Here is a 23,964-nt window from a genome sequence, read left to right as displayed (position 1 = left end):
CCATGAATGTCTATCAGCCAGAGACAGCTAACGGTCTCTATGCCGACTTGCAAGAGGCTTATAGAATGCTCCCTGACTATAGGCGAGCATATTCGGCCCTAAACCGTACCTTCCAACTGTGTCTTTCTGAGAACACTAATTTCTCGGGTATTCGGTTTGGAGGCGCCTTTGCAAAGGCCGACTATCTGCTGAAAGAACATCAGGCTTCGCGCCATTTGCTGCGAAGTGTCAATGATGCTCGTGTTCGTTTACGACAACTCAGTTCGTTGGCGAACCATGAACTTCAAGAGAATTTTCTTTACGATCTGAAGGCTGTATGCCAGTTCGTAGCTCTCGTGTATAGTACGCCTGTCCCTGGTGTACTGGAAGCGGTATTTCCCAAAGAGCGTACTGAGAAACGAGGTGAACTAAAGGCCGATAGCCTTCGTGTCATTGTCAACCGTTGGGACGACACCTTTCTCTATGCCTTTGCTGATGTGGAAGGAACCGACGAACTGAAAATTTTCTATGGTGGAAAAAGTGAGACAGCGGTCTATAAGGATTGGGACTGGAGTTACTTGCAGACACTGCTGAAAGAAGGGTGCCAGTTGAATGTTGTACGCCCTCGCGAGAAAGAAGGGGTGCTCTATCCGGAACTCATTATATGGGAACCCGATTATCTGGTAGATATCTCAGCCATTGCCGCCTGTTTTGAGGATTATGGCGTCTCGCCCTTGAACCACCTACTGAATAAACTTAAGCCAGCTCCCTCAACCCAACCGATCGTGTTAGGTAATCTGGCAGGACAGTTCCTGGATGAAGGTCTCTATTTATATCCCAACGATTGCTCATACAAGGAGAGTGTACAACGATTCTTTAAGGATAATGCCATCCCATTACTGACCACCGAACTGTCTGCCGATTTCCATCTGCAGGCGCAACAGCAGAAAAAAAATATCCATCATATTCTCCGGGAAAAATTGCCCGAACTGTTACCCGACAGTCGCTTTGATTCGACAGAGGTGATGGTTGAACCCTCGTTCTTCTCAGAGATGCTGGGCTTGCAGGGACGTATGGACTTCCTGCAACTGGATCAGAAAATTGTCATTGAACAGAAATCGGGCAAGGGTGGCTACCCCGAGAGCGATCCGCCTCGTATGCAGCAGAAACACTATGTCCAGCTATTGCTCTACATGCTTCTTCTGCGCTATAATTATCGACAGAAATACGAAGAAAATCATCATAAACTCTTTGCCTTTCTGCTCTATTCCCGTTATCCCAACGGACTGCTCCCTTTGGGCTTTGCGCCTGAACTGGTGTTTGCTGCCATCAAGTTGCGCAATGAGATAGCTGCCGCTGAATATGACTATACGCGTGGCTCACTGGATGTACTCTCCATGCTGACGGCCGATAGTCTGAATGAACAGAATGTGCACAGCCCTTTATGGGAACGCTATCAGAAGCCTCAAATCAACCAGTTGCTGTCGCCTATTCATGAGGCATCGGAACTGGAACGTGCCTACTACCTGCGCTTTTTGCAATTTTTGGCTACAGAACATCTAATGGCAAAGGTAGGCAACCAGAGCAAGGAGAACTCCGGGTTTGCCGATAAGTGGTACAGCTCGCTGGAGGATAAACTGTTGGCTGGCAATATCTACTGCGACCTGCAATTATTATCGCCGGCAAAGGGTGAGACGGGTAGGGTAGCTCAGGTGGAAATGGGCTTTACGGAACGTCCCGACCTTGAAGTATCTAATTTCCGGACAGGCGATATTGTCATCTTCTATCCTTATAAAGAAGGTGAAGAACCTGATGCACGCCGAACGATGGTATTTCGTGCTACGATAGAAGACATCGGCACTGAGAAAATACTGCTGAACTTGCGTTCGGCTCAAACCGATGCCCATGTATTCTGGTACAATGGCGACAGGAAATGGGCGGTAGAACACGACTTCTTCGACTCTTCGTTCAGTTCGCTCTATCGCGGAATGCACGCTTTCCTCTCAGCACCGAAACAGCGGCGCGATCTGCTCCTACTGCAACGTGAGCCGGAGATAGACAATTCTCAGACGTTAGTGGGCGACTATGGTTCGTTCAACGAATTGGCGCTCAGGGTAAAGCAGGCACAGGACCTCTATCTGATTATTGGACCGCCGGGAACCGGAAAGACATCCTACGGACTACTCTACACCCTGAAGGAGGCATTGCTCTCTTCTCAGGATTCCGTGCTCCTGCTCTCCTATACCAACAGAGCCGTCGATGAGATATGCTCAAAACTGATAGAGAGTGATATCGATTTTATCAGAATAGGAGGCCGCTTCTCGTGCGAAGAGAACTGCAAACCCTATCTCCTTGATTCAAAAGCTGAACAGTGCGAGCGCATCAGCGACTTAAAAGCAATCGTCTGTTCCACCCGCGTTTTTGTTGGCACCACTACGGCTTTCAATGCCCAACTGAACCTGTTCCGACTGAAGCAGTTCTCACTGGCTATCATTGATGAGGCTTCACAGATTCTTGAGCCCCACCTCGTCGGATTGTTGAGTGCTACAGACAGTCATGGTGCCTGTGCCATCAAGAAGATTGTGCTCATCGGCGATCATAAACAACTGCCAGCTGTGGTTCAGCAGAAAGAGGAAGAGTCGGCGGTGGACAATCCTTTGCTGAAGTCAATCCACCTCGACAACTGTCGGTATTCACTTTTCGAACGGCTTCTAAGGTGTTACGGTAAGAATCCTCAGTTCACCTATATGCTTACTCGTCAAGGGCGTATGCACCACGATATAGCTCAGTTTCCCAATGATGTTTTCTATCAGAACCGACTGCAGGAAGTGCCTCTCCACCACCAGCAAACGCAATTGCCGAAAAGAGGGAAAGGAAAGAATGGTATAGACGATATGCTGACTACAAGAAGGTTATCGTTCGTGGCTGTTTCTCCCACCAGTCAGCGCACTTCCGACAAGGTGAATGCCAATGAGGCACAGGCCATAGCTGCTACCGTTATACATATTTATCACCAATGTAAAGAGAATTTTTCGACACTGCAGACGGTGGGCATCATTGTTCCATACCGTAATCAGATATCTGAAATCAGAAGATGTATTGACGCATATGGTATTCCGGTGCTGCACGATATCACCATTGATACTGTTGAACGCTATCAGGGCAGTCAGTGCGACTATATTCTATACGGTTTTACCGTTCAGAAACACTACCAGTTGGCTTTTCTCACCAGCAATGTCTTTGAAGAAGAAGGATGTGTCATCGATCGCAAACTGAACGTAGCCATGACCCGTGCCAGAAAGCATCTTCTGTTATTCGGTAATCCGGTAATTCTGGACGAGAATGTCGTGTTCCGTCAACTGATGGAGTATGTGCGTAGCCAGGATAGTTTTTTCGATGTTCCACTTGCCGATTATATTGAAGGGCGTTTTACGGTTCCGTCATTATAGTTTTTTCAGTTTTTCTTTTGTTAGTTCCCGAATAATTGTTACCTTTGCGCCTTAAATTAAGACAATTTGATATTAAACAAATACTGTTTATGGCAAAAATGAAAGGTGCTATCGTCATTGACACGACTCGGTGTAAAGGATGCGTACTTTGTGTGGAGGCTTGTCCGCAGAAAGTTATTGCCCTTGCCGGTAAAGTGAATGTACATGGCTATCCCTATGTTGAGGCCGTCAAGCCTGAAGCTTGCATCGGCTGTGCATCGTGTGGTATTGTTTGCCCCGATGGGTGTATAACGGTTTATCGTAAACGAGTGGAGGAGTAAACGCTATGGCAGAAGAGAAAGTAATTGCGAATGCGTCTGCTGCTAAAGAGACGCAAGAAGTGGTTTTGATGAAAGGCAACGAGGCTATTGCCCGTGCTGCTATTCGTTGTGGCGTTGATGGATACTTTGGTTATCCTATCACTCCGCAGAGTGAAGTGATTGAGACGTTGGCTGAGCTGAAGCCTTGGGAAACTACCGGTATGCAGGTAGTTCAGGCAGAGAGCGAGCTGGCGTCTATTTATATGGTTTATGGTGCTGCCGGTGCCGGCAAGCGTGCCATGACCTCTTCTTCATCACCCGGTATTGCCCTGATGCAGGAGGGAATTACCTATATGGCTGGCGCTGAGATTCCCGGCGTGTTCGTGAATGTTCAGCGTGGTGGTCCTGGATTGGGTACCATTCAGCCTTCACAGGGCGACTATTTCCAGGCTACCCGTGGCGGTGGTAATGGCGACTACAATGTGATTGTGCTGGCTCCTGCCTCTGTACAGGAAATGGCCGATTTCGTTGATTTGGCTTTCAATCTGGCCTTTAAGTATCGCAACCCGGCTATGATTCTTAGCGATGGCGTGATTGGTCAGATGATGGAGAAAGTGGTATTGCCTCCTTATAAGCCCCGTCGTACTGACGAAGAGATTATCCGTGAGTGCCCTTGGGCTTCTACTGGTAAGAAGAAAGGACAGACCCGCCGCGTCATCACTTCATTGGAACTGAAACCCGAGGAAATGGAGAAACGCAATCTGGCTTTGCAGGAAAAATATAGGAAAATCAAGGAAAACGAGGTTCGCTTCGACACCCAGCTGTGTGATGATGCCGAATATCTGATTGTTGCCTTCGGTTCAGCAGCTCGTATTGCTGAGAAAGCCATTGAGATTGCTCGCGAAGAAGGACTGAAGGTTGGTCTTTTCCGTCCTATCACTCTGTGGCCTTTCCCTGAAAAGGAAATTGCAGAAATGGCAAAGGGCAAGAAGGGCGTTCTTGTGGTCGAGATCAATGCCGGTCAGATGGTACAAGATGTCCGACTTTCTGTCAATGGTGCTGTGCCCGTTGAGCAGTTCGGTCGTTTGGGCGGTATCGTTCCTGAACCGGAAGAAATCGTTAATGCGTTGAATAAGTTGAAGAATTGAAGAGTTGAAGAACGATGGATAAAAATCAAATAATTAGTCCAGAGAACATCGTCTGCAAGAAGCCGGCGTTGATGAACGACAACAATATGCACTATTGTCCGGGCTGTAGCCATGGCGTGGTACACAAGCTCGTGGCCGAAGTGATTGAGGAAATGGGACTCGAGGAAAAATCAATTGGTGTGAGCCCGGTAGGTTGTGCCGTGTTTGCCTACAACTATATTGATATTGACTGGCAAGAGGCTGCCCATGGTCGCGCACCAGCCATTGCAACTGGTATCAAGCGTATGTGGCCTGACCGACTGGTGTTCACCTATCAGGGTGATGGTGACTTGGCTTGTATCGGTACCTGCGAGACCATTCATGCCTTGAACCGTGGTGAGAATATTGTCATCATTTTCGTCAACAATGCCATCTACGGTATGACGGGCGGACAGATGGCTCCTACTACACTGATTGGGCAGAAAACTTCTACTTGTCCTTACGGTCGTGATCCACAGATTCATGGCTATCCTCTGAAAATGGCTGATATCGCTGCCCAGTTGGAGGGTACATGCTATGTTACCCGTCAGTCGGTAGAGTCGGTTGCTTCTATTCTCAAGGCCAAGAAAGCCCTGAAGAAAGCTTTCCAGGCTTCGATGGACGGTAAGGGCTCTTCATTGGTCGAGTTCGTGTCAACCTGTAACAGTGGATGGAAACTGACACCTGTTAAGGCCAACGAATGGATGAAGGAGAACATGTTCCCCTTCTATCCTAAAGGCGACCTCAAAGACACTACAGGTGAGAAGTGAATAGTGAATAGTGAAAAGTGAATAGTTATGAAAAAAGAGATAATAATTGCAGGATTCGGTGGTCAGGGTGTGCTCTCTATGGGTAAGATTCTGGCCTACTCAGGATTGATGGAGGACAAGGAAGTAACTTGGATGCCAGCCTACGGACCTGAACAGCGTGGCGGTACAGCCAATGTTACGGTGATAGTGAGCGATACCCGCATCTCTTCGCCCATCCTTAGTAAGTATGATATTGCCATCGTACTGAACCAGCCCTCGCTGGAGAAGTTTGAACCTAAACTCAAACCTGGTGGCATTCTTATTTACGACAGCTACGGAATCATTAACCCTCCACAGCGTAAAGACATCACCATTTACAAAATCGATGCCATGGACAAGGCGGCCGAGATGAAGAATGGCAAGGTGTTCAACATGATTGTGTTGGGCGGATTGCTGAAAGTAGCTCCCGTTGTAGGCTCTGGTGGCGTTGAGAAAGCACTCTACAAAACTCTTCCCGAGCGTCATCACAATTTGATTCCTTTGAATATGCAGGCTCTGGAAGAAGGCGGAAAAATCATTGAGGAGGTAAAGTAAGCAATACTTCCTCTCTACGATAAACAAACGGACTGTTGAAAGTGTCTATTCAGCAGTTCGTTTGTTTTTATTTTCTGTTTTTTGCATACAAAACGAGTAAAATTTCCTTAATGCTTGTTTGTTTAATATAAAATGATTATCTTTGCACCATATTTAAATACTGATCTTTATTGCCTTTGAATTAAGGTATGACCGATATTGTTCTGTCAAGTTTTATTAGCTTGTTTGCTCTTTTTGGTAAGGAGAGTAATGTTGATGACGTGCGGGCAAAGAAAATGCTCGTAAGTTTTCTTCATCACCATTATGGCATTCGAAACACTGAGCTCTATGTCGATCTTTATAGCGACATGCGCACAGCCTATGAGATGAGCGACCATCTTGATAGTCTGCAAACGGTGAAGGCTATCTGCGATCAGTTGAACGCTCGTATCAAGCACGATGCCAAGGCCATGCTCCTGTTGCGACTCATGGAGTTCTGTGGTTATCAGAAAAGCCTTGCTACCCGTCCTGCCAACACTGAAAGTACGATCTCTGCGGGGGGAGACAATGAGGCTCCTCATGATATCTTTACCGTCATTGCCCGACAGTTCAATATCTCTGATGTCTATTTCCAGTATTTCGTTGACTATCTCTCCAATAAGCCTTCTGATGTAATTCAGTTATTCCATCCGGAAGGTTTTGAGGGACAGTTGAAAACATTGCTCGATCCTACTTCTAAAACGCTCATCTTCACCTATACCGGTACAGATACCGTGTTGCTGAACGATGTGCCTATTCTTTCAGGCGTTTATCAGGTATGGCAACAGAGCAGTGTTTTGAAAAGCAGCTATAGCGGAAAGCAACTTTATTATTCTACTATTATCGATGCCTATAATAAGGCTAATGGGGTAGAGGAGGATAAGCACCATGAGGTTGAGTTCTGCGGGCGCGACATCAATTTCCGCTTCCCCAATAGTGATAATGGTATGCACAATCTCAGTTTCACCCTTCGTAGTGGTGAACTGTTGGCTATTATGGGCGGATCGGGAACCGGAAAAACAACATTGCTCTCGCTTCTGAACGGTACGTTGCAGCCGCAGCAGGGTACCATCACTATCAATGGACACGACATCTCCGAACCATCGGCCAAAAATCTAATCGGTTTTGTGCCTCAGGACGATTTGCTCATCGAGGAGCTTACTGTCTATCAGAACCTTTGGTACACAGCTAAACTTTGTTTTGAAGGCATGCCCGACGACGAGATAGACAATCGTGTGATGAAGACCCTCAAAGATTTAGGCCTTGATGCCGCGAAAAATCTGAAGGTGGGCTCGGCCATTAATAAATATATCTCTGGCGGACAGCGTAAGCGTCTGAATATTGCCCTCGAACTGATTCGAGAACCGGCAGTGCTGTTCCTCGATGAACCCACATCAGGACTGTCGTCAGCCGATACCGAGAAAGTCATCAACCTGTTGAAGGAACAGACCTTCAAAGGCAAGCTCATTGTGGTGAACATTCACCAGCCTTCCAGCGATGTCTATAAACTCTTCGACCGCCTGTGGCTGTTGGACCGTGGCGGCTATCCTGTGTTTGACGGCAATCCTATCGATGCCATCACCTATTTCAAGGAAGAGGCCCATTATGCCGATGCTTCTACCAGTGCCTGTCCTACGTGTGGTAATGTGAACCCGGAGATAGTGCTGAACATCATCGACGAGAAGCGCCTTAACAACTCGGGCGAACCTACTGATGAGCGTAAAGTATCGCCTCAGGAGTGGCACGAGCTTTATTTGGAGCGCAGACCTCAGTTGGCTGTTCCTGAAGTGAGCAGTGTTCCGCAGTCCGACCAGAAGAAGCCTGGTGTGCTCAAGCAGTTCTCTATCTTCTTGCGCCGTAATGTGAAGTCGAAGATTACCAATCTGCAGTACCTGCTCATCACGCTGCTCGAAGCCCCGTTGCTGGCAGTTGGCTGTGCCCTGCTCACCCGCTATGCACCTCCCGAGGGCTATAGCGTGATGGCCAATAAGAATTTGGTAAGCTATCTGTTCATGGCCGTTATCGTGGCCACGTTTATCGGAATGAGTGGCAGCGCCGAGGAAATTATCAAGGACCGTGCGCTGTTGAAACGTGAGCACTTCCTCAATCTTTCCTATGCCAGTTATATATGGTCTAAGATAGTACTCATGGGCTTTGTGTCGCTTGTACAGACCTTCCTGTTCATCGTGGTGGGCAACAGTATCATGGGGCTTCACGGCATGCTGTTCACTTGGTGGCCCATCCTCTTTGTGACGGCTCTGTTGGCTAATCTCACTGGTCTGCTGCTGTCTAAGTGGCTGAGCTCTATCATTGCCATCTATATCACCATTCCCATACTGCTCATTCCTCAGATACTGCTCTGCGGACTGGTGGTCAGTTTCTCCGACCTCACCCCGAAGAGTACTACGGGCAATGTGCCATTCATTGGCGATGTGATACCTTCGCGCTGGGCCTACGAGGCACTGGCCGTGACTACTTATACAGATAATGCCTATGAGGCTCCGCTCTTTGAGGCTGATAAGCAGAAATACGAGGATTTCTATTATAACCAGGGCTTCCTTTATGAGTTGAGCTCGCAATTGGCCACACTGAAACATGAACAAAAGCATGGTAAGGACGAGAATCCAGACCATCTGAATATCATCCGCATCAATCTGCCCGAACTGTCGGCCTATTGTGGTATGCAACCCTATGCAGGTGATTATTCCGTTGCTTCGCTCAATGCTTATCTGGACGAGGCAAAGAATGTGATGGCCCAGCGTTGCAATCGTTCCACTCTTCGGGCCGATAAGTTGATGAGTAGCCTAGTGCGCACCATGGGTAAGGAACAACTGCTGCAGCTGAAGCGCAACAACCACAACGCTAAGTTGGAGGATATGCTCATTGGTGCCGACCAACAGCGCATGCTCGATGTCATCGATGGTCATATCGTGGCCCGTGCCGGTGCCGTTTATCTCACTCCTCATAGCCAATTGGGGCGTGCTCCCTTCTATAGCAGCGAAAAGATTATAGGCTCGTGGCACGTAAAAACCTTCTGGTTCAACCTGGCTGTGATGATGATGATGGCTGTAGTACTTACGATTCTATTATTAAATAACAAATATTCATTATTAACAATCAAAACAACAAAAAAGCAATGAAAAAGTTTTCAATGATTGCACTTGCTTTCGCAGCAATGACATTTGTGGCTTGTGGAGGCAACAAAAATGCGCAGAATGCCGAAGAGGCTCAGGAAGAAAAGAGTTTCGAACAGGAACAGATTGAGGCCAGCATCAAGATGCACCTCGACAGCATCGCCTCTGAGGTGAGCCGTCTGAAGCCCCTGCCCTTCCTTGTAGAGGGTCAGGACAAGCTGGTTCTCACCGACGAAGAGAAGCAGGTGAAGCCCGACTATCTGCTCGATGCTGCTGTGGCCGACGATGCTGCCACTCTCAGCGAGAAGTATCGTGTGCTGAGCGCTCTGAATATAGACAAGAAGGTGGCTACTCTTTACGGTCTGCCCACCGAGGATTACGACAAGGCTATCGCCAAACTGGCTGCCGATATCAACGATCCTTCATTCTCGGCTGTTGAGGATCCTGCTGCCATCTTCGAAACTCCCAAACCTCTCTACGAGGCTATGAACGAGAATGGCCGTATCAACTATTTCTGGCAGTTGGCTTCTGCTGCGCTGATCGAGCAGCTCTACGTGGTGAGCCAGAACACCGAGAAGTTCCTCTCTGTAGTTGACGATGAGGCTGCTTCCAACATCACTTTCCGTATTGTGGTGATTCTCGATGCAGTGAACCGCCTGTCTGAGTACGACGAGGAAATCAAACCTGTGGCAGAGTCACTGGCTACTCTCGAGGTGCTCAATGCCGTTACTGTTGACGAGCTGAAGGGTCAGCTGGAGAGCGCAGCCAAGGATATTGCCGCTGCACGTGCCAACCTGGTGAAATAAGAATCCCGTTTTTTATCGGAATACTTAACCAACGAACAGGAATGCAACGTCAAGTTGTGTTCCTGTTTTGTAGTCATTTTGAAAAGATAAACCCATTTAACCATTAAAAAGAATGACACCAACGAAACGATTATCATTGATTGCGTCAGTCCTCATCCTGCTGGGACTGACGGCATGTGAGAAGCCCATCCTTGACAGCGAGGATGCTGTAATGGATGCTGATGCCAACGTCATCCTGCGTTTCACACAGTACGAGCAAATCCCGTTTGACGACAGGGTGATCTCTCTCTCATACAGAAAAGAGACTGAGAGCGTCACCCGTTCTGCTACCGACATCACTGAACTGTGCTCGCGCCTGAACATTGCCATCTTTGATGCTGACGGCACAAAGGTAAAGACCGTGGCGCAAAAAGATGGTGATGCCTCGTTTGGCACTGTCGCCCTTTCTCTCGCTGCCGGCACTTACCAGCTGGTTGTCATCGCCCACAACGGTGAAGGCTCGGCCACGATTTCTTCAACGGAAAAGGTGACGTTCCCCAGCAACAAAGTGACCGACACATTCTATTATTATGGTGATCTGGTGGTGACGGATGCCAAGCAGAGTTATGACCTCACGCTGACCCGTGCCGTTGCCATGTTCCGCCTGGTGCTTACCGACGAGGAAATCCCGTCGTCCGTGGCGAAGTTCAAGTTCTACTACCTCGGCGGCTCTTCTACCTTCAATCCGAAAAACGGCTACGGTTGTGTGAACTCAAAACAGACGGAATTTCTCCCCGTGCCCAGCAGATCTTCCGAAGGAACAACCTTCGACATATATACCTTGCCGCACACCGAGGACGACGTGTTGACGAAACTCACTGTCACCGCCCTCGATGCCAACGACAACATCATCAAAGAGATGGACTTCGTGGACGTCCCCGTCACCCGCAATCAGATCACCCGCTATACCGGCAACTTCTTCAGTAGTGGCGGCACTGACCAGACTTCCGACGGCACCTTCCGTCTCACTGCCAATCCCGACTGGGACGGCGTGAACGGATTTACGTTCCGCGCATCCTAACTTTTTTCTCTTATTCTGCAAAAATTGCAAAGAGTTGTTGTATCTTTGCACCGGCTAAAACAAAAGAAACTAAGGTTTGTATGATAGAAACTATAAGACGACAGACGGTCAGATGGGCATTAGTGGCAATGTCGCTGCTGTGTGCCACTGCGCCGTTATCGGCAAGGAAAAAAGTGGCCGTGGTGCTCAGCGGCGGCGGTGCTAAGGGCGTGGCGCATGTGGGCGCTCTGAAAGTGATAGAGCGTGCTGGCATACCCATCGACATCGTAACGGGTACGTCGATGGGAAGCATAGTGGGCGGATTCTATGCCGTGGGCTATAACGCCAGTCAACTGGATTCTATAGTAAGACAGCAGGACTGGAACTCGATTATCTTTGACCGTGAGGACCTCCGCATGCAGTCGGTGCGCGAACGCGAGAAACAGAACACTTATATCATTTCTTCCGGACTTCAGATGGGCAAGGACCGTAAGCGCATAGTGGCCGGCGGAGGCATCATAACGGGCAATAACCTGCACAACCTGTTCGAAAAACTGCTGGTGGGCTATAGCGACTCGCTCGACTTCAACACCCTGCCTATCCCCTTTGCCTGTGTGGCCACGAATGTGGTGGATTTCAGCGAACACGACTTCCATAGCGGTTATCTGGCGCAGGCCATGCGCGCCTCAATGGCCATTCCTGCGGTGTTCGCTCCAGTGAGAATGGGCAATGAGGTGCTGGTGGACGGCGGTATGAAGAATAACTACCCGGCCGACTTGGCCAAGGCTATGGGCGCCGACATCATCATCGGCGTGACCGTGCCCGACGAACCGATGACGGCTGCTCAATTGAATACGCCCAGCGATATTATCAGATGTATCATTGATCAGAATACCAAGAATAAATATCAGGAGAACCTGGACATCACCGACTTGGTGATGAAGGTGGACACCAAGAACTACTCGGCAGCCAGTTTCAACCCCTCGGCCATCGATACCCTGCTGAGAAGGGGTGAGGAAGAAGCCATGAGACATTGGGACGAGCTGATGGCGCTGAAAAAACGTATAGGAACTATTGGTGAGCATGACCGTGGCATACGGCGAGAGCCGCGCCCATTGCAACAGCTGGACTCTATGCAGATTTCGAAAGTGGAATTTGTGGATATGGATGCGGCCGACGAGAAATACCTGCGCTCAAAGTTCACGCTGAAGGATGGAAAATGCATTGACACGAAAAAGGCTGAACTGATAGTGACCACCATGCGCATAGACCTGTTCTACAAGAAACCATCCTACCGCCTGATGGCCACCGAAAATGGCATGAAGGCGGTGTTCACGGCCGGACCGAAGAAGAGTACGCAGGTGAATCTGGGTGTACGTTTCGATACCGAGGAGATGGTGGCCCTGCAGGTGAATGCCAATGTGCCCATACGCAAACCACTGCTGCCCGATGTCGATCTGACCCTCCGACTGGGTGCACGTCAGATGGGACGCATCGATCTGCTGTTTTCTCCGGGAAAGGTGCTGAATCCCACACTGTCCTATATCTTCCACCGTGACGAGGTGAACATATATGAAAAGGGCGAGAAAAACAATAATATTGACTACATGCAGCATGCCGTGGAATTGTCGGTGCTCAGTTTTAATTTCCGCAACTTAAACTTCACAGGCGGTGTGCGCTGGGATTACTATCATTTCCCGCATGTGCTGGCCAATCAGGAAAATATGAACACCATCGGACTTCTGGAAGACAGTCACTACTACAGTTATTTCGCCCGGGTGTACTATAATTCCGAGAACAACGGATACTTCCCTACGCGCGGTTCGAAACTGAACGCACAGTATGCCTACTATACCGACAATATAACCAAGGTGGATATGAAGCAGACCGTCACAGAGGTGATGGCCATGTGGCGTAAGTCGTTCCTCTTTGGCAGTAGGTTTGCACTGCAGCCTATGTTCTACGGCCGACTGCTCTACGGCAAGAATCGTCCGGCCATGCTCAGCAACCTGATAGGAGGCGAGTGGTTCGGTCATCGCATTGCTCAGCAGTTGCCCTTTGCGGGAGTAGGCTACTTGGAATATGCCGACCCCTTCTTTGTGGCCATCCAGTTGCAGGCCCAGCAGCGTGTGGGTGCCAATGGCTATCTGCTGTTGCGTGGTGCTGCCGCCCAACAGGCAGAGAAGATGCGCCACCTGCTTGATAGTAGCACACTCATCGGTTCGTCACTGTCCTATTACTACAACACAGTGTTTGGCCCCGTAGGCGGTTCGGTGGGCTATTCCAACAAGACCAAGGAACCCTATTTCTACATCAACCTGGGCTATGTGTTCTAAGTAGGCTGGGGGAGGGCCTTTTACTTCTTTTATCTTTAAATTCTTGCGTGCTTCAATTTAAATGACTAACTTTGCACGCAGAAAATAATCTTATTGGGGGCGTACAGGTTCGATAGGGATACTCATCAATTAACTTGTGAAAACCGGGTAGTCTTCTCTTGCTAATGGCGGGCCATTAACCAAGCATCCTGATGCCGATGGATTACAAAGGTAGAGAGCGCCCACAACCTGTGATAAAGGAGTTTTCATCACATCACTTGTGCGTCCCCGTTTTTTCTATTATTCACCCAAAGAATATCTTGTAAACAATGTTTTCCGGTATTATTGAAGAGTTTGCCACCGTTGTGGCCATAAAGAAAGATAGGGAGAATATCGATTTTACACTCACCTGCTCGTTTGTTGACCAACTGAAAATAGACCAAAGCGTGGCCCACAATGGCGTGTGCCTCACGGTGGTGGCTATCGACGTGGAGAAAAAGTCCTATGTGGTGACGGCCATGAAGGAAACGCTCGACCGCTCAAACCTCGGACTTCTCGCAGTGGGCGACAAGGTGAATGTGGAGCGCTCAATGCTGATGAACGGCCGTTTGGACGGACATATTGTGCAGGGCCATGTTGACCAGACGGCACGCTGCATCAAGATTGACGATGCCGATGGTTCTACCTATTTCACTTTCCAATACGATTTTGACAAAGAGATGGCTCGTCACGGCTATTTCACCGTTGACAAGGGTTCAGTGACTGTCAACGGCGTGTCGCTGACGGTGTGCAATCCTACCCGAGATACATTCCAGGTGGCCATCATTCCCTATACCTTCGAACATACCAACTTCTGCGATATTCGCCTCGGTTCGGTAGTGAACATCGAGTTCGACATCATAGGCAAGTACATTGCCCGCATGCAACAACTCTGAACAGATGAAGATTCAGGAACTGGCATCGCTCTACGTGCAGTTGCCCCAAGTGGCAGCATTGGCTAAGATGTTGAAACAGAAAAGCCTGCAGACCCTTTATGTTGAGGGCCTGCAGGCTTCTTCTGCTCCTATGGCCATGATGGCCTTGGCAAAGAAGACTGGGCGCACCATGCTCTTCATCTTGAACGATGCTGAGGATGCAGGCTATTTCTATCACGACCTGACGCAGGTGATGGGGCAGGAGAAGGTACTGTTCTTCCCCTCCAGTTACCGCCGTGCCATCAAGTATGCTCAGAAAGATCCGGCCAGCGAGATACTCCGCACTGAGGTCCTGACGCGATTGACCGAACAAAGCGGACCATCATTGAGTGGTAATCATACCTCTCATCTCTCCCCTCTCCCCTCTCAGCTAGGGAATCCCTCTCGTTCGGAAGATAATTGTCAATTGTCAATTCTCAATTCTCAATTACAGTTAGAAGCCGCCTCTCGTTCGGAAGATAATTGTCAATTGTCAATTGTCAATTCTCAATTACAGTTAGAAGCCGCCTCTCATTCGGAAGATAATTGTCAATTCTCAATTCTCAATTCTCAATTACAGTTAGAAGCCGCCTCTCGTTCGGAAGATAATTGTCAATTGTCAATTGTCAATTCTCAATTACAGTTAGAAGCCACCTCTCGTTCGGAAGATAATTGTCAATTGTCAATTCTCAATTCTCAATTATGCATCGTGACTCATCCCGAGGCACTGGCCGAACTGGTGGTGACACGAAAGAGTCTTGATGCCCGTACGCTCACGCTCGAGCAGAACCAGACGGTGGAAGTGGATGGCGTCGTAAAACAGTTGCGCGAACTGGGGTTCCGTGAGGTTGACTATGTCTATGAACCCGGACAGTTTGCGCTCAGAGGCAGTATCCTCGACGTGTTTTCCTATAGTCATGAATATCCGTTCCGTATAGATTTCTTTGGCGACGATATCGATTCTATTCGCACGTTCGAGGTCGATGACCAGCTGTCGCGTGAGCGCTGTCAGCAGGTGACCATCGTGCCTGAACTATCTACCGTTGAGGAAAAAGAGTCGCTGCTGAGTTTCCTGCCCAAAGATACTGTGTTGGTATGCCGCAATTTCAGTTATGTGTGCCAGGTGGTGGATCGTACCTATCAGGAGGGCTTTTCCCATCAGGCACTCACCGAGCGCATGGCGGCTGCTACGGAGATGGAACAACAGGAAATAGAGCGCGAGATGAGGCGTGAACTACAACTGATGACGGCCTCTAAGTTTGCATCCGATGCCGCCCCCTTCTCTCGGATAGAGTTGGGACGCCCCTCAAGCGATACTCTTGAGGGTAGAAAGGGCACTGAAAGCTCTGTGGTCAGTTTCAATGTGTCGCCCCAGCCGCTGTTCCACAAGAATTTCGAACTTCTCACACAGACCTTCGAGAACTACCAACTTCGAGGCTATACCATCTATATACTTGCCGACAGCGCAAAGCAGCAGGACCGACTGAAGGAGATTCTCGCTGCGCTGCACTCGGAGAATGTGTTCACCCCTGTAGATAAGACTCTCCACGAGGGCTTTGTGGACGACGACCTGAAAGCGTGCTTCTTCACCGACCACCAGATATTCGACCGCTTCCATAAGTACAACCTGAAGAGCGATAAGGCCCGCAGTGGCAAGGTGGCCCTGACACTGAAGGAGATTCAGCAGTTTGAGATAGGCGACTATGTGGTGCATGTGGACCACGGAATAGGTAAGTTCAGCGGACTGGTTCGTATGCCGATCACCACCCCCACAGGCGGCACTGCCTATCAGGAGATGATCAAGATTCAGTACCAGCATGGCGACAGTATCTATGTGTCTATTCACTCACTCTATAAGGTGTCGAAATACAAGGCACAGGACACGGGACAACCGCCCCGCATGTCAACCTTGGGCACCGGACAGTGGGAACGACTGAAGGAACGTACCAAGAAACATATCAAGGATATAGCACGCGACCTGATTCGTCTCTACTCTAAACGGCGCACCCAACGGGGCTTCGCCTTCAGTCACGACAGCTATCTGCAGCATGAACTGGAGGCATCGTTCCTCTATGAAGATACGCCCGACCAGTTGAAGGCTACACAAGAGGTGAAGGCCGATATGGAAAAGGCGCGCCCCATGGACCGACTGGTGTGTGGCGATGTGGGATTCGGAAAAACAGAGGTGGCTGTGCGTGCTGCCTTCAAGGCTGCTGTTGATGGCAAACAGGTGGCCGTACTGGTGCCTACCACGGTGCTGGCCTATCAGCATTATCGTACTTTCCTCGGACGACTGAAAGACATGCCTGTGAGGGTTGACTACCTGACTCGGGCCCGTACTACGAAACATACCACTGCGCTGTTGAAAGATCTGGAAGAAGGTAAAATCGATATTCTGATCGGTACGCAGAAACTGATTGGCAAATCAGTGAAATTCAAAGATCTGGGACTTTTGATCATCGATGAGGAACAGAAGTTTGGCGTGTCGGCAAAAGAGAAACTACGCCAGATGAAGACCAACGTTGATACGCTCACTATGAGCGCTACGCCTATTCCCCGTACGCTACAGTTCTCGCTGTTGGGGGCACGTGACCTGAGCGTGATTCAGACACCACCGCCCAACCGCTATCCCATTCAGACCGAGATACATACCTTCTCGCCTGAAATCGTGGTCGATGCGGTGAACTTCGAGATGTCGCGCAACGGACAGGTATATATCGTGAACAATCGTATCAGCGACCTGCCTCATTTGGCCGAGATGATTCATAAGTACATTCCCGACTGTCGCATTGCCATTGGTCACGGACAGATGAAGCCCGAGGAACTGGAGGAGATAGTGCTGGGATTCTCTGATTATGACTATGATGTGCTGCTCTCTACTACCATTGTTGAGAATGGTATCGATATTCCCAATGCCAATACCATCATCATCAATGGCGCCCATAACTTCGGACTCTCTGACCTGCACCAGATGCGTGGCAGAGTAGGGCGTGGCAACAGGAAAGCATTCTGTTATCTGTTGGCTCCGCCATTGGCTGCACTGCCTCAGGATTCGCGCCGCCGACTGGAGGCTTTGGAGAACTTCAGCGGACTGGGTTCAGGCATTAATATCGCCATGCAGGACCTTGATATCCGTGGCGCCGGCAATCTCTTGGGTGCCGAGCAGAGCGGCTTCATCAGTGACCTGGGGTATGAAACCTATCAGAAAATTCTCAACGAGGCCATGGCAGAACTGCGAAATGAAGAACCCGAAATGTCCGACACCTCTCATCTCTCACCTCTCACCTCTCAGTTAGAAGCTCCCTCTCATCTCTCATCTCTAAATTCTCAGTTAGAAGCTCCCTCTCACCTCGCTTTCGTCTCCGACTGCACCCTTGAGTCTGATCTTGAGATGTACTTCCCCGATCAGTACGTGCCCAGTGATTCCGAGCGAATGTTGCTCTATCGTGAACTGGACAATGTGCGCGACGACAAAGAACTGGATGCCTATCGTGAGCGGTTGAAAGACCGCTTCGGCCCAGTACCTGCTGTGGCTGAGGAACTGTTGCAGGTGGTTCGCCTCCGTCGTTTGGGCATGGCACTTGGTTGTGAGAAAGTGTTGTTGAAGCAAGGCCGTATGTTCATGTTCTTTGTGAGCAGTCCCCGCAGTCCTTTCTATCAGAGTGAAGCCTTCGGTCGCATCCTTGAATTTGTAGGTCGCAATGTCCGTCGTTGTAACCTCCGTGAGCAACAAGGCAAACGCTCCATGGTCATCACCGACGTGCCCACCGTCGAAGAGGCCGTCCACGTCTTGGCTTCCATCTAATAGAAAACTCTCCTCCATTGTAACGCAACAGCCGTTCTGTTTCACCTCAGTTCTTAAAGTCTTAGCTGGCAGTTGCAATGCTATTGAAAACAATTATAGCTATAATTTTCGCGATTATAGCTATAATTTTTTGAATTTTAGCTATAATTTATTTCATCCGTTTAGCGATTGAAATTGTAAAGCTGTTCCGTTAGTTGGTAATTGTTGGTTTTTGAAGAGTCAACGGAATGAAAGCTAAAATAAATTTTGGCCATTATTTTCTGAATTTTGGCCAAAATTAAAAAAATAATGGCCAAAATTTAAAACAGCAGCTGAGTAGTAGCAAAGTTTTTGAAACCAGATTATTCGTTAAAAATTAAGTGTAATGCCCCAAAATCTTTGGTCGTCGTTTCACTCCTTAAAATCGAACGAAAAATCTAATAAGAAAATCTTTTCCAAAAATCGTTTCTTGTTTTCAATTACATAGATAGATTTGAGAAATAAATAATATTTTGGGTTACCTGCAGACCCCTGTGTACTATTAACCAAAACCTTCAAAACCCTTTTTGTCTGGTTGAGACTACGTCTCTGCTGTCAGGGATGTAGCTTTTTGCGTAGAAACGTATTTTTTGTACGGATTATTGTGTAATTTGTTGTTGTCTTTTTTACAGTTCCTGTGAAAGCTGGATGCACCTCAGCCATCTAAAAATGTCTCTCGTTTTTCTCTGTTTTTCTGAGCTGTACTGCTAAGCCGCAGGCTGTTCTGAGGTATCAGGCAAGGACTGGCAAGCTGGCTTGCGCAGTCCTTGAACGATATCTTAGAACGATTGCTCGCAGAGCAAAGCAGTACAGTTCAGGGTTTTGAAGGTTTTTGTATAATGCGAAGTAAGGCAAACAATGGAATTTGCTAGTGACCTGAAACCATGCCCATGATTATCGGATTTCTGTCATTCTGTCTGTTATTTATGTCATTTTGTCTTATCATTCAGCGCTGGCACCAATGTTGCATCAAGTAGTGTGAGCGCAGCCAATCAAGGATGCGCAAAACGAACATTAACAACAACTAAAATAAACATTAGGAGGACAAAATTATGACACCAATGATGAGACGTAACGCAGCTTGGCTGCCCAGTGTATTCAATGATTTCTTTGACACCGACTTCATGCCACGTGCTAATGCCACGGCTCCGGCTATCAATGTGAAGGAGAGCGATAAGGGATATACCGTAGAACTGGCTGCTCCAGGTATGACGAAGGACGACTTCAATGTGCATATCAACGATGAAGGCAACCTCATCATCAAAATGGAACAGAAAAACGAGAAAAAGGAGGAAGATAAGAGCGTGCGCTACCTGCGTCGTGAGTTCAGCTATACTAAGTATGAGCAGACGCTTATTCTGCCCGACGATGTGAAGAAAGATACTATTTCGGCCAAGGTGGAAAACGGCGTGCTGACCGTTGAATTGCCAAAGGTGGTCGAAGAGAAGGTAAAGGTAAGCCGTCAGATTGAAATCGGATAGTCATTCGTTTCCTTCCGTATAGCATCTAAGCACGCTAATAGCAGATTCTTTGTCTAAAATGACGAGGAATCTGCTTTTTTTTGTGAGTTAGTAGCTTTTTTATAATAAATAAACATCTATTATCAAAAATAAATTGTATCTTTGCACACGTTTAGGCTTTTTAAGCATGAACAAAAAACAGGAATATCTTCCGCCGTTCTGAAGGCCCTGTGCAAATAGGGTTTACAAGGGAAAACGCAATGGATAGATGGACCAATGGGAAAAAGGATGCATTAAGTTGCATCCAAACAAATCAAATAAACTCCTAACAGTCACAACTGTAGGGGAAAAATAATAGTGTGCATAAATGAATCGTTCTGACCTGATGATAAATATAGAGAAGCGTTGGCACATCCTTCGCCATCCAAACCCAACCATGATCGATGATATCTTCTCCAAGAAGAAGCAAGTATCGCTCACAGTCGAGGAGCGTGCGCATCCACTACCCGATTTCGAATATTTCATCCCATTTTGCGAGATACAGTTCCGGCCCTCTATGGCTCAGGCTGAGTCTATCACCGAACGTGATGGGAAGTATCAGCCAAAGTTTGACGGCAATGCGCTGCGCAGCGACCTGCACAGCTTTATATTCGTCTATGGCGACGAGTCAATGGTTGATGAACTGTTGAAACGTTCGTGGAATCGAGGACTGAAAGTGCCTATTCGGGCATTGCTCAATGAGCGGGGATGCCGCATACAGGTGTCTCAGCAGCAGATGAATACCTTCCGCAACGCCATCCGACAGATGGACTTTCAAGTGTGCGAGGGCGTTCCTGTGGGCGATGAAGTGCGCGAAGGCGACAAGGTCGTAGTTATCGGTGGCCCGATGGTAGGCTCTGAAGGTGTGATTACCGAGATCCGTGAGCGTCAGGGACATATCTCCCTCACTGTGGCTTTCGATATGTTTGGCAATCTGATGAAGATTGCTGTTCCGGGTATTGAGATAGTCGATGTGCGCTTGCGCAACAAGGAGGCTGAACGGATGTTGGTGGACCCGGTGCTGTCCAATTTCGAGAACGAACTGATTGAACTCCTCTGCCACCGTCACGGTGAGCATGGCACCATCGAACAGAATAAGGCCGATCAGAAGAAACTCTCTTTCCTGTATCGTTATGCCAATATCCAGTTTGAAGACCCTGTCGAGGCAGCGAAGTTCAGTGCCTTGATGCTTATCTGCTCTTATCTGATGAATGATAAAGAAGAGATTGCTCGCCGCACCAAAGGAGTCACTCAGATCCTCGAAACCCTTGAGAATGATAGCGAAGAATCCGCTGCGGTAGCCGCTCGGCCTTTGGACGCTTGCACGGCAAGAAATTCTTCACTCTTCACTCTTCACTCTTCACTTATCTGTTATCTCCAGATAGCCCTTTTCATTGCCACTCACGATTGCACCCTTCGCCAAAAGGCAAAGGCCTATTGCCAGAGTCATCCCGACTGTCCACTGTCTATTCGCCGTTTCTTGTCCATCGCAAAAAAGATAAAAGCGAAGAAACCTGTTGATACCACCAAGAATTTGTAATCAAAAGAATATAAGTAGTTAAACGAACACGAATCTCACAAATAACACGAATAATATAATAATGTAGGTGATTAGTTGATATTTTCAAGAAGCACTCCTGAAAACGAGTTTTCGAGATGCTTTATGAAGTATCCACCTTTGTTATATAGTAAAGCAGTTCTAGCAGAACTGACATCTACATTAAAGTATTCGTGAAATTCTTTGCAAGCAAAGCGGCAGAGCTGAGCACAAGCAATTCGTGTTCAAAAGAAAAGAATAAATCATGATCTACTATAAACAGGAGAGCTATGACATAGTAGGAGCAGCTTTTGAAGTTTACAACAAGCTAGGTCATGGATTTTTGGAAGCAGTATACCAAGAGTGTTTAGAGATTGAGTTTAAGAAAAGAGGTATACCCTATGAGCGCGAAAAAAATATAAAAATTTTTTACGATGGCATTGAGCTAACACAATCTTACAGAGCAGACTTTGTTTGCTATGATAAGATTATTGTTGAACTCAAGGCGGTGTCAGCGTTAGATGACGCACACCACGCTCAAGTGTATAACTATCTTCATGCCACAGGTTTTAGACTCGGCATCCTTCTGAACTTTGGCTGTTCGGATGGCTTGGAAAAAGACAGAATTGTTTTATAATTCGTGAGATTCGAGTAATTCGTGTTCAAAACAAAAGAATAATGTTAAGTAAACAAAGTAAAATATATGTAGCAGGCCACAACGGCCTTGTGGGTTCTGCTATTTGGAACAACCTGCTTCAGCGTGGTTACACCAATCTTGTTGGTCGTAGCCACAAGGAGTTGGACCTGACCGACCAGGTGGCCGTGAAGAAGTTCTTCGACGAGGAACAGCCTGATGCTGTGGTATTGGCAGCTGCCTTTGTGGGTGGCATCATGGCCAACTCGCTGTATCGCGCTGACTTCATTATGATGAACATGAAGATTCAGTGCAACGTAATTAGCGAGGCATACGCCCACGGCGTGAAGAAACTCCTCTTCTTGGGCAGTACCTGTATCTACCCCAAGAATGCACCACAACCCATGAAGGAGGATTGCCTGCTCACCTCGCCTTTGGAGTACACCAATGAGGAGTATGCCATTGCCAAGATTGCGGGCTTGAAGATGTGCGAGAGCTATAATCTCCAGTATGGTACGAACTATATCGCCGTAATGCCCACCAACCTGTATGGCCCGAACGACAACTTCCATCTGGAGAACAGTCATGTCATGCCAGCCATGATGCGCAAGGTGTATCTGGCCAAGCTGATTCATGATGGAGACTGGGACAAGATAGCCATTGACCTCAATAAGCGCCCCGTAGAAGGCGTCACTGGTGAAGGATTAACGAACACAAATCTCACTAATGACACGAATGAAATAAATTTGTGTGATTCGAGCAATTCGTGTTCGTCTAAAAAAGAATTCTCACGCTCGGCTTTGCCGCTTGGCTCGTCCAAGAATTCTCAAATTCTTGATAATAGAAAGAAGGTTCTTGATGTTCTCGCCAAGTACGGCATCTACGATAACCGAGTCGTTTTGTGGGGTACAGGCACACCTCTCCGCGAATTCCTGTGGTCTGAGGACATTGCTGACGCTTCAGTACATGTGCTTTTAAATGTGGACTTCAAGGATGTCATTGGCATAGAGAAATATTCAAGTGTGCACTTCGGTGCCAGCACCGATGGCGCCGTTGACCGTAACCACAGTGCCGGTCGTGGTGGTGCTATCCCTTCATTGGGTGAAATCCGTAACTGCCATATTAATGTCGGTACAGGCAAAGAACTCACCATTCGTCAGCTCTCTGAGCTCGTTGTCAAGGCTGTAGGCTTTGAAGGAACAGTTGAGTTTGATGCCAGCAAGCCCGATGGTACCATGCGTAAGCTCATTGACGTATCAAAGCTACACTCTCTTGGCTGGTCTCATAAGGTCGAAATCGAAGCTGGCGTACAGCAGCTCTTCAATTGGTATAAGTCAAGTTTGGATTGCTAAAATATGCGAAAAAACGAAAAGAGCAAAAATAATTAATAAGGTATATTCTAACTGATGATAGTTTATTTTTAATTGAAAGAATCTAAAGAGCTAGCTCTTAGAAGTTCTTCAAACAAAATATAACCTTTAATCGTGATTAAATGCAGACAGGCGGTCTGTCATCAGTAAGAATAAATTTTCGCGTATTCGCGATTTTAGATGTTTTCGCAATAAAATAGTAAAATGATTATTTATAGCGAGGAGTCGCACAAGATAGTTGGGGCTATATTCGAGGTGCACAAGCGCCTTGGTGTGGGGCTTCTCGAAAAGGTTTACCAACAGGCTCTTGAAATAGAACTAAAACACCGAAACATCCCTTTCGAACGCGAAAAGCGATTTGATGTATATTACAGAGAACAGAAGTTGGACGCACAATACATAGCAGATTTTGTATGCTATGACAAGATAATAGTGGAACTGAAGGCTGTGAGCGAACTTTCAGACGTTCACAAGGCTCAGGTTCGCAATTATCTAACAATCACAGGCTATAAGCTGGGATTGCTGGTCAACTTCAATGAACTGTATATGGAACCCGTAAGGGTACTGAACAGCAATGTGAAGGAATAAATTTTCGCGTAT

At 47.8% G+C, this 23,964-nt stretch carries 16 protein-coding genes; all 16 read left to right on the top strand.

Features of this window, described 5'->3' with window-relative positions:
- Positions 1-2 precede the first annotated feature (2 nt).
- The 16 genes from L6475_RS10465 to L6475_RS10390 all read left to right on the top strand — a co-directional run bounded on the left by L6475_RS10465 (position 3) and on the right by L6475_RS10390 (position 23,952).
- Positions 3-3,428, top strand: coding sequence for a DEAD/DEAH box helicase (locus L6475_RS10465; RefSeq protein WP_237819745.1), 3,426 nt, complete (start codon positions 3-5; stop codon positions 3,426-3,428).
- An 89-nt stretch (positions 3,429-3,517) separates the two neighbouring features.
- The gene (locus tag L6475_RS10460) at positions 3,518-3,748 is read left to right on the top strand and encodes a 4Fe-4S dicluster domain-containing protein (protein WP_237819742.1); all 231 of its coding nucleotides are present in this window, start codon (positions 3,518-3,520) and stop codon (positions 3,746-3,748) included.
- A 5-nt stretch (positions 3,749-3,753) separates the two neighbouring features.
- A complete protein-coding gene (locus tag L6475_RS10455) occupies positions 3,754-4,875 on the top strand; it encodes a 3-methyl-2-oxobutanoate dehydrogenase subunit VorB (RefSeq protein ID WP_237819740.1) in 1,122 nt (373 codons plus the stop codon).
- 14 nt (positions 4,876-4,889) lie between these two features.
- Positions 4,890-5,663, top strand: a complete 774-nt coding sequence (locus tag L6475_RS10450) for a thiamine pyrophosphate-dependent enzyme (RefSeq protein WP_237819737.1) — start codon at positions 4,890-4,892, stop codon at positions 5,661-5,663.
- Positions 5,664-5,690: 27 nt separating this feature from the next.
- Positions 5,691-6,236, top strand: coding sequence for a 2-oxoacid:acceptor oxidoreductase family protein (locus tag L6475_RS10445; RefSeq protein WP_237819734.1), 546 nt, complete (start codon positions 5,691-5,693; stop codon positions 6,234-6,236).
- 188 nt (positions 6,237-6,424) lie between these two features.
- Positions 6,425-9,394, top strand: a complete 2,970-nt coding sequence (locus tag L6475_RS10440; RefSeq protein ID WP_237819733.1) for an ATP-binding cassette domain-containing protein — start codon at positions 6,425-6,427, stop codon at positions 9,392-9,394.
- Complete coding sequence (locus tag L6475_RS10435; RefSeq protein WP_237819730.1) at positions 9,391-10,194, top strand: hypothetical protein; 804 nt, start codon at positions 9,391-9,393, stop codon at positions 10,192-10,194. Before L6475_RS10440 ends, L6475_RS10435 begins: the two co-directional genes overlap by 4 nt.
- Positions 10,195-10,306: 112 nt before the next feature.
- Positions 10,307-11,254 carry a FimB/Mfa2 family fimbrial subunit gene (locus tag L6475_RS10430; protein WP_237819727.1) on the top strand — a complete coding sequence of 316 codons (948 nt, stop codon included), beginning with the start codon at positions 10,307-10,309 and terminating at the stop codon, positions 11,252-11,254.
- 80 nt (positions 11,255-11,334) lie between these two features.
- Positions 11,335-13,569 carry a patatin-like phospholipase family protein gene (locus L6475_RS10425; protein ID WP_237819725.1) on the top strand — a complete coding sequence of 745 codons (2,235 nt, stop codon included), beginning with the start codon at positions 11,335-11,337 and terminating at the stop codon, positions 13,567-13,569.
- 308 nt (positions 13,570-13,877) lie between these two features.
- The gene (locus tag L6475_RS10420) at positions 13,878-14,483 is read left to right on the top strand and encodes a riboflavin synthase (protein ID WP_237819722.1); all 606 of its coding nucleotides are present in this window, start codon (positions 13,878-13,880) and stop codon (positions 14,481-14,483) included.
- Between the two features lie 232 nt (positions 14,484-14,715).
- Positions 14,716-18,306 carry a transcription-repair coupling factor gene (gene mfd / locus L6475_RS10415; protein ID WP_370641681.1) on the top strand — a complete coding sequence of 1,197 codons (3,591 nt, stop codon included), beginning with the start codon at positions 14,716-14,718 and terminating at the stop codon, positions 18,304-18,306.
- Positions 18,307-19,376: 1,070 nt separating this feature from the next.
- On the top strand, positions 19,377-19,805 hold the full coding sequence (locus L6475_RS10410; RefSeq protein WP_237819717.1) for an Hsp20/alpha crystallin family protein: 429 nt from the start codon (positions 19,377-19,379) through the stop codon (positions 19,803-19,805).
- Between the two features lie 346 nt (positions 19,806-20,151).
- Positions 20,152-21,363 (top strand): hypothetical protein, encoded by a 1,212-nt coding sequence (locus L6475_RS10405; RefSeq protein ID WP_237819716.1) that lies wholly within the window; start codon positions 20,152-20,154, stop codon positions 21,361-21,363.
- Between the two features lie 262 nt (positions 21,364-21,625).
- Positions 21,626-21,997 carry a GxxExxY protein gene (locus tag L6475_RS10400; protein WP_237819714.1) on the top strand — a complete coding sequence of 124 codons (372 nt, stop codon included), beginning with the start codon at positions 21,626-21,628 and terminating at the stop codon, positions 21,995-21,997.
- Between the two features lie 41 nt (positions 21,998-22,038).
- The gene (locus L6475_RS10395) at positions 22,039-23,346 is read left to right on the top strand and encodes a GDP-L-fucose synthase (protein WP_237819713.1); all 1,308 of its coding nucleotides are present in this window, start codon (positions 22,039-22,041) and stop codon (positions 23,344-23,346) included.
- 222 nt (positions 23,347-23,568) lie between these two features.
- Positions 23,569-23,952, top strand: coding sequence for a GxxExxY protein (locus tag L6475_RS10390; protein ID WP_237819712.1), 384 nt, complete (start codon positions 23,569-23,571; stop codon positions 23,950-23,952).
- The last annotated feature ends 12 nt before the right edge of the window (positions 23,953-23,964 follow it).

The sequence above is a fragment of the Prevotella sp. E9-3 genome (assembly GCF_022024015.1).
GTDB lineage: Bacteria > Bacteroidota > Bacteroidia > Bacteroidales > Bacteroidaceae > Prevotella.
The sequence above is the reverse complement of the archived record's forward strand: the minus strand, read 5'-3'. Positions and strand labels throughout refer to the sequence as shown.

Coding starts and splice junctions, on each gene's coding strand:
- L6475_RS10465 (WP_237819745.1), top strand. CDS start 3: ATGAATGTCTATCAGCCAGAGACAGCTAACGGTCTCTATGCCGACTTG.
- L6475_RS10460 (WP_237819742.1), top strand. CDS start 3,518: ATGGCAAAAATGAAAGGTGCTATCGTCATTGACACGACTCGGTGTAAA.
- L6475_RS10455 (WP_237819740.1), top strand. CDS start 3,754: ATGGCAGAAGAGAAAGTAATTGCGAATGCGTCTGCTGCTAAAGAGACG.
- L6475_RS10450 (WP_237819737.1), top strand. CDS start 4,890: ATGGATAAAAATCAAATAATTAGTCCAGAGAACATCGTCTGCAAGAAG.
- L6475_RS10445 (WP_237819734.1), top strand. CDS start 5,691: ATGAAAAAAGAGATAATAATTGCAGGATTCGGTGGTCAGGGTGTGCTC.
- L6475_RS10440 (WP_237819733.1), top strand. CDS start 6,425: ATGACCGATATTGTTCTGTCAAGTTTTATTAGCTTGTTTGCTCTTTTT.
- L6475_RS10435 (WP_237819730.1), top strand. CDS start 9,391: ATGAAAAAGTTTTCAATGATTGCACTTGCTTTCGCAGCAATGACATTT.
- L6475_RS10430 (WP_237819727.1), top strand. CDS start 10,307: ATGACACCAACGAAACGATTATCATTGATTGCGTCAGTCCTCATCCTG.
- L6475_RS10425 (WP_237819725.1), top strand. CDS start 11,335: ATGATAGAAACTATAAGACGACAGACGGTCAGATGGGCATTAGTGGCA.
- L6475_RS10420 (WP_237819722.1), top strand. CDS start 13,878: ATGTTTTCCGGTATTATTGAAGAGTTTGCCACCGTTGTGGCCATAAAG.
- mfd (WP_370641681.1), top strand. CDS start 14,716: ATGGGGCAGGAGAAGGTACTGTTCTTCCCCTCCAGTTACCGCCGTGCC.
- L6475_RS10410 (WP_237819717.1), top strand. CDS start 19,377: ATGACACCAATGATGAGACGTAACGCAGCTTGGCTGCCCAGTGTATTC.
- L6475_RS10405 (WP_237819716.1), top strand. CDS start 20,152: ATGAATCGTTCTGACCTGATGATAAATATAGAGAAGCGTTGGCACATC.
- L6475_RS10400 (WP_237819714.1), top strand. CDS start 21,626: ATGATCTACTATAAACAGGAGAGCTATGACATAGTAGGAGCAGCTTTT.
- L6475_RS10395 (WP_237819713.1), top strand. CDS start 22,039: ATGTTAAGTAAACAAAGTAAAATATATGTAGCAGGCCACAACGGCCTT.
- L6475_RS10390 (WP_237819712.1), top strand. CDS start 23,569: ATGATTATTTATAGCGAGGAGTCGCACAAGATAGTTGGGGCTATATTC.